Below are 15,962 nucleotides of genomic sequence, written 5' to 3'. Positions count from 1 at the left end.
TGGGAGGTTTTTGCGGCCTAACCAAGGTCAACAACGATCCCTCCGGTTTGCCTATGTCAGGCACGGTGTCTTCGTCGACCCCGGAGTGCCCGGGGGCATCCGGTTCGCTCGCGGGTGTCGCCGTTAGGAACGAGTAACGCTTCCGAGAGGCGGCGAAATGCTTATCTACGTCGGATTTATTCTTGAAGCTCACATCGACTCCAAACACAGGTTGCTTACTTGAGAGATGCTCGTCTGGAGCGGGAAGCAATGGGGCTGCTGGAGGCGAGAAATACGTACTGGATTAAGCGTACGCTTCTATTTGGGCCTGTGCCGGTCGAAACCGAGATTACGCTTGTTGCGGCAGTGATTTAAATGGCCCGAGAGCTGTACAACCTGCACACCCTCCTCTTCGGTAGACCGATTCATGGGGATGCTAGGTTCTCAACATGGCCATCGAGGATTGCGATCAATACATGTCTGATGTTGTTATCGCGGAAACGTAGTCGGCGATCAGAGTTTTCGTTGGAGACATATTCATCGGGAGAATCAGGAATTGGAAGCGGTTGATCCCGTATCACCTTGAGTGCCTCTCGCTCCGAAGTAATTCCATAGCCGAGTTGCATGACGCGATCAAATGACTTCGCTGTGAAAGACATAGCAACTCGATAGGCATATCGCTTTGCGTGATCAGACGCACCGGCTGAGTCGCAAGGCGACCATTTACCAGTAGACAGGGCGCTCGACAAAACGGCCCACCTCCTGCCAAGTGAACTCGCGCACAGATTCTCTGACTGCCATCTCCCATCTACAGGGATTGGAGGCTTAGAACCCGCATCCTAGCGGTAAGCACGAGACTGCCGACGACGATGAGAGGAAGGCAGTGAAGCAAAAATGGGAGACTGAACCCGATCTTCCCATCCCTAGTTGGTCGTCGTAATGGAGCGGAGGCTCCGCTGATGCTGAAGTGGAATCAGGCGCTGTTTGCGGAGTACTTGAGGCAGACCGGTGCTTCGTTGATTGTGCTGGCCTACGGAACAAACGAAGCCGCAGCCAAGTGGACACGCGATGAGTATGCAACGTCGCTCGGGCATCTGGTTGATGTGCTGCACGAGACTCTCTCCCTGGGACTCAACTGAGGTGCACGGATCGAACCCGCGATTCCATGGCTCTCCTGTAAGTTGCTGATTATAAAAGCTTCTAAAACCGCAAAAATCGCGCAAAAAGCACTTCGGCGATACAAATTTGCTACAGGCCTTTTGCGCCCCATCGCTATACCCACCCCGCACATCTTGCCTCATCATGCCGCGGCGGATTCTCCGTCGCCACCACCAGCACCTTCAACGTTCACCATCATCCAGAACGTCGTTCTCCTTGGCTATGCGGACGTTACCATCATCATCACAATCGAAAGTTCTGGGAACGGTACCGCATCCTTCAATACAGATAGGGTGTCGCGCTTTCGCTAAATTGGCGCGTAGGGGGAATGCTTCTTGGTTCGTGAGCCGTCCCACCTTTGGAATACCGATCCGCCGCTACGGGCATCGCAGTGCGCCGCTGATTCTGGAAGAGCCAGGCGAAGACCGCCCACACCAAGCAGAGCAAGCATCGCAGGCCATCTTGGTTCCAACTTGGTTCGCGCATTTGTCATGTCTTCTTCATCATGCCACCACGGTCTTCCATCCTTCCATCGAGGGGTTGTCCGGCATTGTGGCCGAAGACGATCAGAGCGGATTGGGTGTGAGGGCAGGGGAGGTGCGGCATCTGGATTGTTGGGCGAATCGAGCAGCCGGAATGCATGTTTGTGGAGAGCGCCGGGATGTTGCTCCTGCGGCGGTCGCCACGCTGTCTCGATCTGTACCGGATGCGGGTGGCTCTGCAGAGTCCGATCGATGTGCAATGCGATTTTGGAGTGATAGCAGGCGCTAACAATGCATTATGTGGAATATGGGTAAATTGCAAGTCTTTCCTGCTGGCTCGTCGCAGCCGCGTGGACCGCATGAGGCGGCAATGCCCGTTATATTAGACGTGAGGTCAAATGGTGTGTCTTGTGAAGAAAAGGCTCGGTTGGCAAAAGACTACGACGAATCCACTTCGAGGTTCTCCGAAGCGGTGAGAGAGCTACGCCGAAGGATGGGCACCTCGCCCAAGGACGAATACGATCGACTTGAACGGGCTAGTAACGAGGCCCGCGTGAAATCCGAGCAGGCACGCTTGGCGCTAGAGCAACATATCGCCGCCCATCATTGTTAGCAACGAATTGTCTATCCGGATGTGAATCGTCGGAAGCTGGAATCTCCCTCCACTGCATGGCCCGCAGATTCTCACCGACTACCCGCTCTTGCCGACCGGCTCATCGCTGGCGACCCGCGAAGTTTCGCGAGAAGTGCCTTGGAGTGGTGTCTAGTCGATCAAACCCCATTTCTCAGCATGACCGTGCGAACGTCTGAATTTCTTGTACAGCAGTATTGGCCTTCGAGAATCGGGCGTCAGAACACACCGGCCTGGGGCACACGGAAGCTCCCGGCACATCTCAGAACGTACAAAGACCTCTGCCGGGACGGTCCTTCTTTTCTCGTTCAAGTTGTGTGGCGACAGCATGGATGGTTCCGGTACTCCTTGAGACGATGCCGCATCGCCGGCCGTATCACTCTGTCCACTATGAGTTTCATTATCCCTACGTGGATCGCGATCTTCTCGACTTTCTTCTGCGTGTTCCCTGGAGCGGCTACTGCGCCCAGGGAGAAGATCTGCCATGATGCGCAGTGCGCTGCGCTCGATCGTACCGACAGAGATTATCGAGAGAAGGCGGAAGGCAGCGCGGAGCCGTTCTCTCCTACTCACGCTCAGGCGTCAAGAGGAGAGAATCTGTGATCTCTTCAGCGAAATGTCGCCGACATTGGCAGAGCTGGTTGAGCCAGAGATCCTGCGGAAAAGTGTATCGGACGCGTTTCATAAGAGCGACCTTGCTGCCACTTTCCTTGCGCTCTGATGTAAGAGCTATGAGTTGAGGCAAAAGAACGGGACACCCTTGTCGCTGCCTAAGATTTAGGTTTTCGCCAATGCCACTATGGCGAACCAAGTTCTATCGATGGGTGCCTGCCGGTAGAAATCCCAAACACGGAGGAACGTCAGATGAAGTACGAACAGCCGCAAATCACCAACGTCTACAGCGCCGACGACACAATCCAAAGCGCCAGCGCAATGAAGGCGGGAAACAACCTCGATAGCCAAGAGGCAACTTCTCCGGCGTATGAGGCGGATGAGTAAATTCGTTTCGGAAGAATCGGTCGCGGCCAAGATTGACTGCGGCCGACTCTAAATAAAGCGAAGTTTGCAACTGAGACTCCTGCACGGAACCCTGAGAGAAGCCGAGGAAGTCCGTCTCGTAGATTTGATTCAGTACCTCAACTGTCGCTCGTTGGACAAGCTTGTCTTCGAGTGCCGGAACGCCGAGTGGTCGCTGCCACCCGTCCGCCCTTCGGGATGTACACCTACCCACCGGCTTCGCCCGGTATGCTCCGCGCTTCGGTCTATGGGAGAGGTTCTGGAGATTCGCCTCAAGAGCCTCGCCGTAGTGCTGCACGTCTCACCGTCCACACCGGCTGCAGCCTGCTTTTTCAACTGCGAGTAGGCGAACCGCAGAGTGTCAATGCGGTAGATGTGATGCATCAGAGCAGTGAACCTTAAATCCTTATTCGATTTTGCCGTTTGTCGTATCTGCGCCAGCGCGCTTGGCGCATCAGGTTTCGATGATGGCCACCGTTCGCTGCCCAAACCGTGCATGCAGTTTTCCCGCACACGGCTTTCACGAAGACTCAACGAGTCGAGGATGCAAGGATGGTATTACCCCGACCAGATTCACCAGTTCGTACTCACCGAAGAGCGTATCGGCTGTCTTCGCGCAAAAAGAAATCTCCGATGGCTCGATACAGTTCTGCCGGACGTCGCGCGTCTTTCCCCTCTTTTGTTTGTAGTTTGTGCTATCGGCACAAACGTCTGTATCTGCTCGCCTGACGGGCTATTTGTATTGCATCGGAATTGAATTAATGCGTTTGTGTACAGTGAGCAACACGATCTTTTTGCAGCGTCTCACCAATGCAATTCAGAAGTGCAGTGGGACTGTTCTCGGTCTTGGGATCGTCGGAGGTACCCCGCGGATTGCGAGTGTCAAAAAGATCAACGGAGAGAACCGGAGTCGAAGAGCGATGTTCCCGTACCCGACTGATGAAACCCTGTCTCTCTTCGTCAGAGAGCGAATGGCACAAAAGCACGAGGTCGAAATCGGCGGACAAAAAATGACGGACTGCATCCTCGATGACGTATTCGCATTCGACGATATAGCCTGCCGACCGCAGAACCGCGCTTCGAGTATGGAGGAGCATAAGATCATGGCCGACATGGAGAATGAGTGCAAGGGGAGGTAGGGTGGGCGCCACTGGTGCCTCCTTTGACGCCATAGAGCACAAAGCTCATGCTTGGAGCGCAAGGGAGTCGCCCGTACCTCAACATCGCTGCTTGGTGAGAGAGGCTGAATTGCGTATCAAGATGTCGACAAGACTATACACCCACTTTTCTATCCCGCACAGAAATTGAGGGGCCATGGTGGCTCGGATCCAGATGCTGGATCAGCACAACCGCCATTCCAGTGTCCAACGGTAGCGCTAGAAATCTCTGTCAAGTACTGAGGCAGCGATCGCATCGCCACGACTATGGGCTGGGGCAGGATCCTCTGCGTTCTATGCTCGGCGGTAGCGGCTTTCGAATTAGGGATGAGCCTCGGCACCAATCAGGGTCGGTTTGCGCCGGCCCCGATAGTTCCTTCTCACGACTTCTTGATGCCAATGAGTTCCGATTTATCAGGAGCCGTCGTTGCGGCTTTGGCCGCATCTTGCCTTCCCCGGTCTTCATCCGGAAGCTTCCCATTGACGGCCTCAATGTCCAGACCCCGGCCGCCCACAACCTGTGAATCAACGGGAGTAAGTCCGAATGAGCTCTGCCATGGTCCATGCATGTCTGTGTCACCTTCGTTTCCATTCCCCGTCGACCCGTTGAAGTACTGGTCAACCAAGCGCGGGGTCGGACGAAGACGGCCGATCGAAAACGGGCTTTTTTCCAGGCTATCGAGCGCGGCCGTGAATGCTTTCATGTGGGTGATTTCGCGAGTCATCAAAAACTGCAGGGTATCGATCGTGCCGGGATCATCGGTATGGTCAATTAGACGCTCATACACGATTTTGGCGCGAGCTTCCGCCGCGATATTGTTCCGCAGATCCACGTCGAGCTCCCCCGAAATCTTTAGGTAGTCTGCAGTCCATGGATTCCCCATCGAGTTGAAGAGGTTGAGCCCACCGCCTCCAGCGATAGTAACGAGGGGATCCGCCTCGGCTGCCTCGCGGTTGGTTTTGAGTGGCTTAAGATGCATACGAATCAATGCCCCAACGATCTCAAGGTGACTGAGTTCCTCGGTTCCGATATCCATGAGGAGATCCCGGCGCGCAATATCGTCAATACAATTCCATCCTTGGATGGTGTACTGCATGGCTGCGGCCAATTCGCCGTTCGCACCGCCAAACTGCTCCAAGAGCATATTGCCGAACTTGATATCCGGCGTCTCTACGTTCACGGTATACATAAGTTGCTTAACGTGGTGATACATGAGTAGGTGCCCTCGGGTCAGATTTGCGTGCAGCTTGCTAGATGCAGAGATGTTCCCCTTCGTTGTCACCACGGTCCGGGAAACTTCAATGGAAGCTCTGACTCAATCCGATTCAGAATGCCGGATTGCAGGAGTAAGGTCTGAAATCTGTTAGTGGACACCAACTCCTACCGTAGTCGCTGGGAAGGCACACATTCGTTCGGTACGGAATACGAGGTTAAGGAGCAGCTCGCTTCTGTTGTTGTTGACTGGGCGCAGAAGCCGTGCAAATCGTTCGTGCGGCGCCTCAGGAGAAACTTCAAATCGGAACGGGTTTGCCCCTCCCGCCACTTTGAGGAACATCCGAGCCGAGGCAAGGGCAACCCCCAGTCGGGATTCCTCCTCTCTACAGGCACAGCCTAGCGTTACGGTCACCGCATTGCAGCCGGGACCGACGAATATCGACTTTTTTCATCGGGCAGGTATGGATGATACCGAGGTCGGTACGGAGGTAAGAATCAAAGTCAGCCGGACGAGGTCGTTTGCGAGGGACTCGACGCGCTGTTCGAGGGGACGAACCCATGCTATTCGCACCCCCTCACAATCAAGCTGGAAGGCGCGGGCGTGAACTTCGTTCCCGGGGCCGTGAAGGGGGCGATGCTCAAGAAAACAGGCAAAGCCGCAAGGCGAGAGATAACAACTCTCAAGGAAAGGAGCTATACATGGCGAACCTCAATGAGAAGCCGAATGCTGAAGCGTTGCCGCGCCAGAGTGGCGCTTCAATCATCCTGAACGGACGATATCTACCACCGCCTGAAGATAAGGACGGCAAGCTATGGGTGCGCACCAGCACGCTGGTGCAGAGTCCGCCGGAGGCACTGTATGCCCTTTGGCGCAACGTGGAACTTGCTCCTCTTTGGCAGGAAGAGATCGAAGAGGTCGTCATAACAGGAGAAAAGACCTCCCGCTGGACCATGCGTTCGGATGACATGGTTATCACGTGGGACTCGGAGATTCTTGCCGATCAACCGGGCAAGCGAATTGCCTGGTGCTCTATCGGTGGCGATTCTGATAACGCAGGAGAGGTGATCTTTGAGCAGGCTCCCGGCGGCCGAGGTACCTATGTGATTGTGTTGCAGGAGTTTCGCATGGGAAAGCTGACCAGCGCGTGGGAGACTCTCACCGGACGTAATCCGAAACAGGCGGTGATTGAAAATCTGAGGCACTTCAAAGCGCTTGCAGAGACTGGAGAGATCCCCCGGTCGCAGGAGGCTCCTCATGGGAAACGTGGATTGATTGCCCGGTTCAAGCGGTCTCTGTACGGGGAGAGTATCGCAACTCCTCCCGGCACGAAGGTGGCCTAATCAGATTCGACATGAGGTGGAATGATGAAAGCTGTTTGCTGGATGGGAAAGAATAACGTCGAAACACAAACTGTAGAGGATCCATCGATTATTAATCCGCGTGATGCCATCATCCGTATTACGCGCACGGCAATCTGCGGGTCAGACCTGCATCTCTATGACGGCTTTATCCCCACAATGGAGTCCGGCGATGTTCTAGGGCACGAATTCATGGGGATCGTCGAAGAGACCGGGAGCGAAGTGACTAACCTGCGGCGAGGAGATCGTGTGGTGGTGCCGTTCACTATCGCCTGCGGAAATTGCTTCTTCTGCAAGAAGAAGCTTTGGGCGGCATGTGATAACTCCAACCCTAACGCCCATTTGATGGAAGCTGCTTACGGATATTCCGGCTCGGGCCTCTTCGGATATTCGCACATGATGGGAGGCTATGCCGGAGGACAGGCGCAATATGCGCGCGTTCCGTTTGCGGATGTAGGTCCTCTGAAGATCGAGAATGATCTGAGCGACGAGAAGGTTCTCTTTCTCTCCGATATTTTTCCCACGGGCTATATGGCCGCAGAAAACGCGCAGATTGAGCCTGGAGACACGGTCGCAGTATGGGGCTGTGGTCCAGTGGGGCAGTTTACGATTGCGAGCGCCTTTATGTTCGGGGCCGGACGGGTTATTGCAATTGACCGTTTTGAAGAGCGGCTGGCCCTGGCCCGCGGCCTCGGTGCGATTACAGTCAACTCCGCAGAGGAAGATGTCAGCGTGTTGACGGCGATCAAAGATCTGACCGGCGGAATCGGACCGGATTCCTGCATCGACGCGGTGGGACTCGAAGCACATTCAATGGAATTGCAAGGTGTCTATGACACTATCAAGACCGCTCTTCTCATGGAGACCGATCGGCCGGCTGTACTGCGGCAGGCGATTCAGGCAGTGCGGAAGGGTGGAACTGTCTCGATTCCAGGAGTATACGGCGGGCTTATCGACAAGATGCCCTTCGGCGCCGCCTTCGGGAAAGGTATCACCATGAAGATGGGCCAGACCAATATGCACGCTTATATGAAGCCGCTTCTGGAACGAATTGAAAAAGGGCAAATCGACCCGAGCTACATCATCAGCCATCGCATCTCGCTTGAGGAGGCTCCGGCGATGTATAAGATCTGGCGCGACAAAAAGGAAAATGTCACCAAGATCATTATCGATCCATGGCTGCAACGTGCAGCATGACGAGCGTCTGCGCGGATCGGTGACGAAGAGAGAGTAATCAAGGGTAATGATGTTGCATGGGGCGGCGCTACTCGATAGCGTCGTCCTCTTTAACAAGGAGAAGTATTGCGGGAGCTATCTTCAGCAGGATTCTGGTAGTTAGAAAGGTGCGGCAGCCGACATGGCCATCTCAGGACGATGGTGATTTCTTCGGCTTTGACCTAGAGGCGGAGCTTTTCAATTCCCGGAGAAAGCAGGTCGCCGCCGCTCCTGCATCCATGTTTTCTAAGACAACGGGTATCACCCCGCGGCTGCATAACACGCTCTCTTGTCCTACATCGTGCTGGTTCATCACGATGTAGGACAATGGCCTCTGACTGCTATAAACGGAGTTTCTCCATAGCTCCTGCAGACGAAACAGCAGATAACGGATATTGATGTCGTGAAGGCTGTAGCCGATGAAGAGAATCGGCCGCGCCAGGCTATCCGATCGGAGCCGCAGGTCCAGCGGGCTCTCAAAGAGCATGCGTTGAAAGTAACTCGACTCCGTGAGCACCAACGACTCGTCGTCCTCGAAGTCACCGTGGAACTTGATAATCTCCGTCGCTGCCTCTACATGCTGGGTGAGGTCGGCCATATTGGAGATCTTGTGAAACGGCTTTTTGTATTGTTCGAAGGCTCGCTCTAATCAGCGATCGTAATTGGTTGTATAGATGGTTGAAAAGCCGAGCTCTACGATGAGTCGATGCAGCTCAGAATCTGTAATCGAGATGCTGTTAGGGTGCCAGGTGCGATCCATTCAGCTTCTCAGCGGGCCAAGCTTTCCGTGTTTGAGAAGGTATGCTTCCGCGATAATGGGATAGTCGGGATATTGCAACGATGGCTGTTCTGTCCCAAGTTCCCGCGTCAGATGCTCTGCCAGTGCTGTGAAGCCCGGTAGGCCAAGGTTCTGTGACGCTCCACCGCCGACGAAGAGAATGAGTTGCTTCTGTCGTACTGCCTCGGTGAGTGGTTCGAGACCGTCCAGAAGAGATATACCCAAAGTTTGCGGTTAAGTGCGTCGCACGGCCTGCTCTCCTCTGCGGTTCGGTAACGGTTCGATGTTTGACTGCCGGAGAATGTTGCCGCCTGGCGGGTCGTATAAGATGCTGCCAATTCGTGCCGGAGCTAAAGGAATGAAAGTTTTCTGCATCCAAAGGTCTCTAGGAACGTTATTACATGTCATACAGGCTAGAAGAAGGTACTGCTACCCGGCTGGGGGCGTTATGGGATGGCGATGGAGTTAACTTCGCCTTGTTTTCTGCCAATGCAAACAAAGTTGAGCTCTGCCTCTTTTCAGAAGATGGCGAGACTGAGCTTGAGCGCATCGAACTGCCGGAATACACGAATGAGATATGGCATGGATACCTCCGAGGCGCCGGCCCCGGACAGCGCTATGGATACAGGGTGTATGGTCCCTATGAGCCTGCATCGGGATACCGTTTCAATCATCACAAGCTGCTTCTCGATCCATATGCGTATGCGCATATCGGGGAGGTGGTGTGGAATCCTGCCATCTTCGGCTATAACGTGGAATCAGGCGACGATCTGAGCTTTGACGAGAGAGATTCGGCGCCGTATGTTCCGAAGTGCATCGTCGTAGACCCCAACTTCGACTTCACGGGAGAGCGCCGTCGTAAACGCATTGGATGGAGCGAGACCATCCTTTATGAAGCCCACGTGCGCGGGCTCACCAGCAAATATCCAGGTATGCCGGAGGCGATACAGGGGACATATGCCGGGGCCGCCGATCCCCAGGTGATTGGGTATCTGCGGTCGCTGGGAATTACCTCGGTCGAATTTCTTCCCATCCATACCTTTGTCGACGATGGCTACCTGCTGGAGAGAGGGTTGCGTAACTATTGGGGGTACAACACCATTGGGTTTTTCGCGCCAGATCCGCGCTATGCCTCTAATCGGCCGGACACACTCAAAGAATTTAAAGAGATGGTGGCTCGCTTCCATGAGAACGGCCTCGAGGTCATTCTGGATGTGGTCTATAACCACACCGCGGAAGGCAATGAGAAGGGGCCTACCCTTTCTTTTAAGGGCATCGACAATGCCAGTTATTATCGCCTTTTGCCAGATCAGCCCCGGTACTACCTCAACGAGACGGGGACGGGAAATACGGTGAACGTGAGCCATCCGCGCGTCCTGCAGATGGTCATGGATTCGCTCCGTTATTGGGTAGAACAGACAAACGTCGACGGTTTCCGGTTTGATCTGGGTACAGTGCTTGGAAGGGAAGCACAAGGATTCGACTCAGAGGGCGGCTTTCTCAAGGTCTGCTCGCAGGATCCAGTGCTTGCCACCGTCAAGCTGATCGCTGAGCCATGGGATTGCGGCCCGGGCGGTTATCAGGTTGGGGGATTTCCTCCCGGGTGGGCGGAATGGAATGATCTCTTTCGCGATACAGTCCGGGACTTCTGGCGCGGAGAGGCAAAAGCGGCGGAGATTGCTCCCCGTCTTACCGCTTCGGGCGATCTGTTCAACCACAGCGGGAGGCGACCATGGGCGACAGTCAACTTCATAACCGCGCATGATGGGTTCACGCTGAACGACCTGGTGACGTTCAATGACAAACACAACGAAGCCAATGGAGAAAATAACCAGGACGGCAGCAGCGATAACCGTTCCTGGAACTGCGGTGCAGAAGGGGCGACCGATGATCAAAAGATCAAAGATCTGAGATTGCGTCAGATGAAAGATTTTCTCGCCACGCTTCTGTTCGCACAGGGAACGCCGATGCTCCTTGCCGGGGACGAGTTCGGCCGTACACAGCAGGGCAATAACAATGCCTATTGTCAGGACAACGAGATCTCCTGGATCGACTGGGAGCTGCGGGAGAGGAACCAGCAATTGCTGGAGTTTGCAAAGTATGTCATCGGGCTGAGAAAAAAAATCCCAGCTCTTCGCCGCCCGAGGTTCTATGTTGGGCAATATGACGAGGCTTTCGGCGGCAAAGACCTGCAGTGGATCAATCCAAACGGTCAGGAGATGCAGGCCGAACATTGGGAGGATCCAGGTATGAAATGTGTTGGTATGCTGCTGGAGGGTAGAAGCAAGACAACAGGGTTAGGAGCGCAGAGCAGTAGCGTGACGCTGTTGCTGATTGTGAATGGGAGTGCCGACTCTTCCAGATTCAGATTGCCCGAGTGCAGCAGCAAAAGCTGGAGCCTGTTAGTAGACACAAGCCTCACAACGTTTGCCGGGCAAAGCACTTATGAACCCGGTACGGAATACGAAGTCACGGCACGTTCACTCCTGCTCTTGTCGACTCATCTGCTGAAATCCTGACTGGACCGCGCCTCTACGGACTGGTTGGCACTTGGTTTTCCGTAGCTAGTCAGCGGTGATCCGCATGCCTGCTTCCTTGGTAGTTTGGTCGACTACCATCGGAGAGCATCCTGCTTTGCATCAACTGAAAGCATCTGCTCCGGCTTGAGCGACAGCCTGGTCCTGTTTTCCCATACCACCACTGACGCCAATCGCTCCGACGATCCGGCCATCTCGTTTCAGGGGGACGCCACCCGCGAAGATCATAACGCGTCCATGATTTGAAGCGTGAATACCGAAGAACTGATCTCCGGACTGTGAAAGCTCACTCAGGGCTTTAGTTTCGATATCAAAAGCGCGAGCTGTCCATGCTTTATTGATCGCAATGTCGACGGAGCCGAGCCAGGCGTTCTCCATGCGTTCAAACAACAGGTTTCCGCCGGCGTCGACAATCGCTATGTTCATTGGCATGCCGATTTCCTGAGCCTTTTGTTCTGCCGCTGCGACGATGGTTTTTGCTTCCAGAAGGGTGACGCTCATGATTTCTCTCCTAGCGTTGTGTGAAATGAGATAAATCTGTTAGTGGAGACGCTCCAGATAAGCAGCGATTCTGTCGGCGTCCTGCCGCGTGACATGCATCTCAGGCATAGCCGAACCTGGATGTACTGATTGTGGATGTTGCAGCCAGTAAGAAAGGTTTTGCGGATTATTTGGAAGAATTCCGGCGATATAGCTTTTGGAACTGCCGTTCACTGCAGCGCACTGGGAGCTTTCATGCGGCCTCCTTTCTGACGGAGGTTGATGCGACAGAGGTGTGCGCGAGTCGAGCATCCGAGATGGTCAGCCACTTGGCGAAGAGCAGAATCCCAATCGCGATGAAGACCAGCCCAGAGGGAACCCACATCAGCAGCCCTCCGAACTGCTGATCTTCGAGCGCAGTAAGATGCCAGATCTGTGTGCGCTCTGCGTAGATGGGATACCAGAGGACCTTGGAAAAGGTAAGCAGTGCAATTGCTCCTATCGATTAGATCGGCAAACCGATGCCTCCCGAGGAGATCCCACCATGCATGCTAAGTCTGGCAAGCTTCTTCATGAGACGACGAACGTCGGGTATCCGTTCGTTGATGAGGAATCCCCGACCCCAGCCTCCATATCGCTCAGTAACGCCGAAATTGCAGATCGCCTTTCTGCTCTCGCCCAGCTTATGACGATCGAGAAGGCGAACCCATACAAGGTGCGCGCCTACAGGAGGGCTGCCACTGTCATCCGGGGCCTCGGTGAGAGCGTGGACGAGATGGTTCGTAGCAATGAAGACTTGCGAGTCTATTCTGAGAAGTCGCCGACGATGAAGCATCTGCTGGTCGACCTTTGGGAGCCTCGAGCAGCACCGAGCTCTCGCCGGAGTCGGCCGACAGCGCGAACCTGATCCTGTTGGGCACCGTAGGGACGCTCGCTCCGTATAAGCAGTTCATCGAAGATGCAACGCCTGGGCTCAAGGCACGGCTACACTTTGAGACGCTCTGTGAATCACCGACCCGGATTGTGGCTCCGGTAGCCGAGGCGTCACATGGGCCTTGGTTTTTGGTTCCTTCCGATCACCAAGACAACCATCTCTCAAACGCCTCCGTCTGACAGTTCGGATTTCTCCCTAAAAGGGAGATGAGGTGATTTCATGTTTCGAACTAAGTTATACCTGACTGTATTTTCGGGTCTGTTACTGTTTTTGCCGACCGTAGGCCGAGCTGCCGACGACAACGACAAGAAATTTCTCGCAACTGCGGCGCAATCCGACGTCAACGAAATCAAACTCAGCGAGCTCGCTATCCAGAAGACAAGCGACCCCGCCGTGAAGGCCTTCGCGCAGAAGATGGTCACAGAACACAAGGCGATGACCGTGAGCATGAAGCCATTTGCCGAGTCTTGGGGTCTGGCTGCCCCGAGCGATCTCGACAATGACCACAAGGAAGAATGGAGCAAGCTCAACGGCCTTGCTGGAAAGGATTTTGACAAGGAGTACATCGATACGATGGTTTCCGACCATGCCAAAGCACTGGACGCCTTCACTTCTGAGGCGAAGGATACGAAGGACGTAAAGTTTAAAGCCGTCGTACTAAAGGGCAAGACCCATGTTGCAGCACACAAAAACATGGCATATGACCTGAAGAAGAAGCTCTAGGTGGGGCGGTCCCCCGGAGGACGCCGAGGCTAAACTGCACCGCGTCCTTCGGGGTCTCTCGCGTGTTTCCATAGCGGTCGCCACTGTTCGTACTTCAGATCGGTCCAAGTGGGCAATTCTACGACAGGAATGCGCAGCCTATTTCTTCTCAGGTGGCCTTAGAACCATTCGGTTTATCCATCGCCGTGACACGTGGGAATGAGGAACATCAACTCGATATAAAGAAAGATTCCCCGGCCACAAGCGGCTTCGGCCTCGCGCTTTAGCTTTCAACCACAGTCTTTCATGCCATATCTACATGCGCGTCTTTTCAGGATCTGATGGAGCCCGGTAAACTTCTTGCCATGGGATTGGGAGCAACGCTGCAGGCCAAACTAATCAATCATGGACAGTCCGAAATCTGGCGGCGAGTAGAAGGGAAGGATTGTCCCGCGAGAACGCTCGCTACGAATGAAGTGTGAATGTGACACGCCGCTTATGTGCTCCGGAAGTGTTCGATACCTTTTATAAAGGCTGTCATCTTTCCGCAGTCACATTGCCTCCCTGCAACCCGAGAATCTCGATGAGATTGCTGCGGAACTCAAGCCGAAAACCAGCACCTGCTGACGGTCTTGGAAGCATTGACCACCCGCGTCAGTGTTATCCGCATTCGTGGTGGCGCCCAATGAGTGGGTCTTTCGGGGTACCTGTGGATAAAATTCGCCTTTTATTCGCCTATACTTCCTTCGTACGGGTTCGGTCTGGAACCAAATTCGGAGGACCTGTTTTGGAATGCCTGCCCGTTGTGTTTCGCCAGATATCACTGCAGCCGTTTACTGCGTACGAGCTGGAATACGAAGCGCTGCCCCGAGTGCGGTGGCGAGTGCGACGAGGACAAGGAAAACCGGCGAGTCCGGTGTTGATCTGACCGTGGGGAACGCCCCAACAATCGCGCAAGGTTATGACCCAGACTGACTTTAACAATCAATGGAGCATCGATGAGTTGCCAGCCTGCGACTTCGGCATGGAACTGCTGAAGCATTTTGCTGACATGCATCCAGAACTCACGACGTCTCATATCCGGCGACTCGCATGGACAGAGGAGGTAGATCCATTTACTGCCGCAGATCCTCTGTGGATGGCGTACACCCGTCATGTGGCGGACTGTCCCCATTGCAATGATCTCTAACCATGCCGTACCCAAGGGCTGCATGGTTTTGTAGGAACAGGTTATGCAGATGGGACAGATGCGATCGGCTTCTGTGTTTCTGGGCCATACGACGGAGTGCTGAGCCGATTTTGAAGCCGGCGCTCTATCGAACGGACGCCGGCCTAACCCTGGCCGCCGCCCTCTTCTTGTAACGAAATCGTTCCGCCTCCAGATGTACACATCCTTTGAATCTATGAGCGGTTAGCAAGTCCTTTCAAAGTCATGTGTTAGACGGTGCTATTGTTTTGTAGCCTATCGAGGCGCAATCGCGCCATGTTGATAGTAGCCACCGATCTACTTGGTAATACCAGCAAAGCCGTTGAGCTTCACACGGGAAGTGTTCAGGAACTTAAAAGTTAGTAGGTCGCCATCAAGGATGCGTCGGAATAGATCGGCCTCCGCCGCCGAGAAGATGCCCGGCGTTCTCGCCATCTATACCCACAAAAACGCTCCAGGCCATCCATAACCTGCACGAGGCCGGCGTGGACATCGTCCCCGTAACGACCATCGTCAACGGCATCAACAACGAGCAGGTTGGCCGCATCATCCAGTTCGCCCTGGATAACCCGATATCCGGCTTGTCTTACCCAAACACCACTACTTGGTTTGGCTCGCCAACTTTTCTTTTTCTTCCGTATAAGGACCTCGCACGATCGTGCTCTTGATTAGTTGAGAATCTTTGATCATGTTGTAGATCGGGCACGTGGCTTCGACAGCCTTCTGCAGTTCCTCAATCTTCTCCTTAGTCTCAGGTGAGGAGATGTAAACGCTATAGGCGATGTCCTTATAAGTGGGAGGGGTGTCGATATTGCCGAGGCGGCTCGTCAGCGTGCCCTCGACCTTCAGCTCGAGACCGTCCAGCTTGATCTGCCGTTTGGATGCTTCGATCTCATAAATGTGTGTCAGGCAGGTGATCATACGTCCCAGGATGTCTTCCTCGGGTACCGGACCAAGATTGTGGCCACCTGTGATGTTTCAAGAGGTTGTTGTCCATCCGTTTGTATCTGGAGATTCTGTTTGTGACGAGCAAATAGAAGTTTCCGGAGGAACGGATGGACTATCACTATCATGCCCGATTGACGGTGCATGGTCGAAGAGGTCGAAGAG

At 54.3% G+C, this 15,962-nt stretch carries 14 protein-coding genes and 1 pseudogene; 9 read left to right on the top strand and 6 right to left on the bottom strand.

The window, feature by feature from the left end; all coding sequences use genetic code 11:
- Nucleotides 1–938: 938 nt before the first annotated feature.
- The 4 genes from AB4Y89_RS19235 (at nucleotide 939) to AB4Y89_RS19220 (ending at nucleotide 3,249) form a co-directional block, all read left to right on the top strand.
- Nucleotides 939–1,118 (top strand): hypothetical protein, encoded by a 180-nt coding sequence (locus AB4Y89_RS19235; RefSeq protein WP_442302560.1) that lies wholly within the window; start codon nucleotides 939–941, stop codon nucleotides 1,116–1,118.
- A 1,464-nt stretch (nucleotides 1,119–2,582) separates the two neighbouring features.
- Nucleotides 2,583–2,738 (top strand): hypothetical protein, encoded by a 156-nt coding sequence (locus tag AB4Y89_RS19230; RefSeq protein ID WP_442302559.1) that lies wholly within the window; start codon nucleotides 2,583–2,585, stop codon nucleotides 2,736–2,738.
- Complete coding sequence (locus tag AB4Y89_RS19225; protein WP_442302558.1) at nucleotides 2,735–2,971, top strand: asparagine synthase-related protein; 237 nt, start codon at nucleotides 2,735–2,737, stop codon at nucleotides 2,969–2,971. Before AB4Y89_RS19230 ends, AB4Y89_RS19225 begins: the two co-directional genes overlap by 4 nt.
- A 143-nt stretch (nucleotides 2,972–3,114) precedes the next feature.
- A complete protein-coding gene (locus AB4Y89_RS19220; RefSeq protein WP_442302557.1) occupies nucleotides 3,115–3,249 on the top strand; it encodes a hypothetical protein in 135 nt (44 codons plus the stop codon).
- 1,555 nt (nucleotides 3,250–4,804) lie between these two features.
- Here the strand turns inward: AB4Y89_RS19220 and AB4Y89_RS19215 are convergent.
- Entirely contained in the window at nucleotides 4,805–5,638 is an 834-nt protein-coding gene (locus tag AB4Y89_RS19215) for a manganese catalase family protein (protein WP_442302556.1), read from the bottom strand.
- 701 nt (nucleotides 5,639–6,339) lie between these two features.
- On the opposite strand from AB4Y89_RS19215, the gene AB4Y89_RS19210 reads away from it, so the two are divergent.
- Together AB4Y89_RS19210 and AB4Y89_RS19205 are read left to right on the top strand one after the other, a co-directional pair.
- The gene (locus tag AB4Y89_RS19210) at nucleotides 6,340–6,981 is read left to right on the top strand and encodes an SRPBCC family protein (protein ID WP_442302555.1); all 642 of its coding nucleotides are present in this window, start codon (nucleotides 6,340–6,342) and stop codon (nucleotides 6,979–6,981) included.
- Between the two features lie 21 nt (nucleotides 6,982–7,002).
- Nucleotides 7,003–8,196, top strand: coding sequence for a zinc-dependent alcohol dehydrogenase (locus AB4Y89_RS19205; protein WP_442302554.1), 1,194 nt, complete (start codon nucleotides 7,003–7,005; stop codon nucleotides 8,194–8,196).
- 169 nt (nucleotides 8,197–8,365) lie between these two features.
- On the opposite strand, the pseudogene AB4Y89_RS19200 reads toward AB4Y89_RS19205, so the two are convergent.
- A pseudogene (locus AB4Y89_RS19200) lies at nucleotides 8,366–8,851 on the bottom strand (SIR2 family protein); the annotation flags it as partial.
- A gap of 123 nt (nucleotides 8,852–8,974) precedes the next feature.
- The gene (locus AB4Y89_RS19195) at nucleotides 8,975–9,217 is read right to left on the bottom strand and encodes a hypothetical protein (RefSeq protein WP_442302553.1); all 243 of its coding nucleotides are present in this window, start codon (nucleotides 9,215–9,217) and stop codon (nucleotides 8,975–8,977) included.
- 176 nt (nucleotides 9,218–9,393) lie between these two features.
- Here AB4Y89_RS19195 and glgX point away from each other — a divergent pair, with 176 nt between their 5' ends.
- The gene (gene glgX / locus AB4Y89_RS19190; protein ID WP_442302552.1) at nucleotides 9,394–11,511 is read left to right on the top strand and encodes a glycogen debranching protein GlgX; all 2,118 of its coding nucleotides are present in this window, start codon (nucleotides 9,394–9,396) and stop codon (nucleotides 11,509–11,511) included.
- 120 nt (nucleotides 11,512–11,631) lie between these two features.
- Here glgX and AB4Y89_RS19185 read toward each other — a convergent pair whose 3' ends face one another.
- Both AB4Y89_RS19185 and AB4Y89_RS19180 read right to left on the bottom strand, forming a co-directional pair.
- The gene (locus AB4Y89_RS19185) at nucleotides 11,632–12,030 is read right to left on the bottom strand and encodes a GlcG/HbpS family heme-binding protein (RefSeq protein ID WP_442302551.1); all 399 of its coding nucleotides are present in this window, start codon (nucleotides 12,028–12,030) and stop codon (nucleotides 11,632–11,634) included.
- 232 nt (nucleotides 12,031–12,262) lie between these two features.
- A complete protein-coding gene (locus tag AB4Y89_RS19180; RefSeq protein WP_442302652.1) occupies nucleotides 12,263–12,496 on the bottom strand; it encodes a cytochrome c oxidase assembly protein in 234 nt (77 codons plus the stop codon).
- Nucleotides 12,497–12,553: 57 nt separating this feature from the next.
- Here AB4Y89_RS19180 and AB4Y89_RS19175 point away from each other — a divergent pair, with 57 nt between their 5' ends.
- Together AB4Y89_RS19175 and AB4Y89_RS19170 are read left to right on the top strand one after the other, a co-directional pair.
- Nucleotides 12,554–12,916: a hypothetical protein gene (locus AB4Y89_RS19175; RefSeq protein WP_442302550.1), complete on the top strand. Its 363-nt coding sequence runs from the start codon at nucleotides 12,554–12,556 to the stop codon at nucleotides 12,914–12,916.
- A 246-nt stretch (nucleotides 12,917–13,162) separates the two neighbouring features.
- Nucleotides 13,163–13,666, top strand: coding sequence for a DUF4142 domain-containing protein (locus AB4Y89_RS19170; RefSeq protein WP_442302549.1), 504 nt, complete (start codon nucleotides 13,163–13,165; stop codon nucleotides 13,664–13,666).
- A 1,786-nt stretch (nucleotides 13,667–15,452) separates the two neighbouring features.
- Here AB4Y89_RS19170 and AB4Y89_RS19165 read toward each other — a convergent pair.
- Nucleotides 15,453–15,827 carry an OsmC family protein gene (locus AB4Y89_RS19165; RefSeq protein WP_442302651.1) on the bottom strand — a complete coding sequence of 125 codons (375 nt, stop codon included), beginning with the start codon at nucleotides 15,825–15,827 and terminating at the stop codon, nucleotides 15,453–15,455.
- Nucleotides 15,828–15,962 lie beyond the last annotated feature (135 nt).

Origin of the sequence: Terriglobus sp. 2YAB30_2 (genome assembly GCF_052114765.1) — a bacterium.
In the GTDB taxonomy this organism is placed as follows: domain Bacteria; phylum Acidobacteriota; class Terriglobia; order Terriglobales; family Acidobacteriaceae; genus Terriglobus.
The sequence above is the reverse complement of the archived record's forward strand: the minus strand, read 5'-3'. Positions and strand labels throughout refer to the sequence as shown.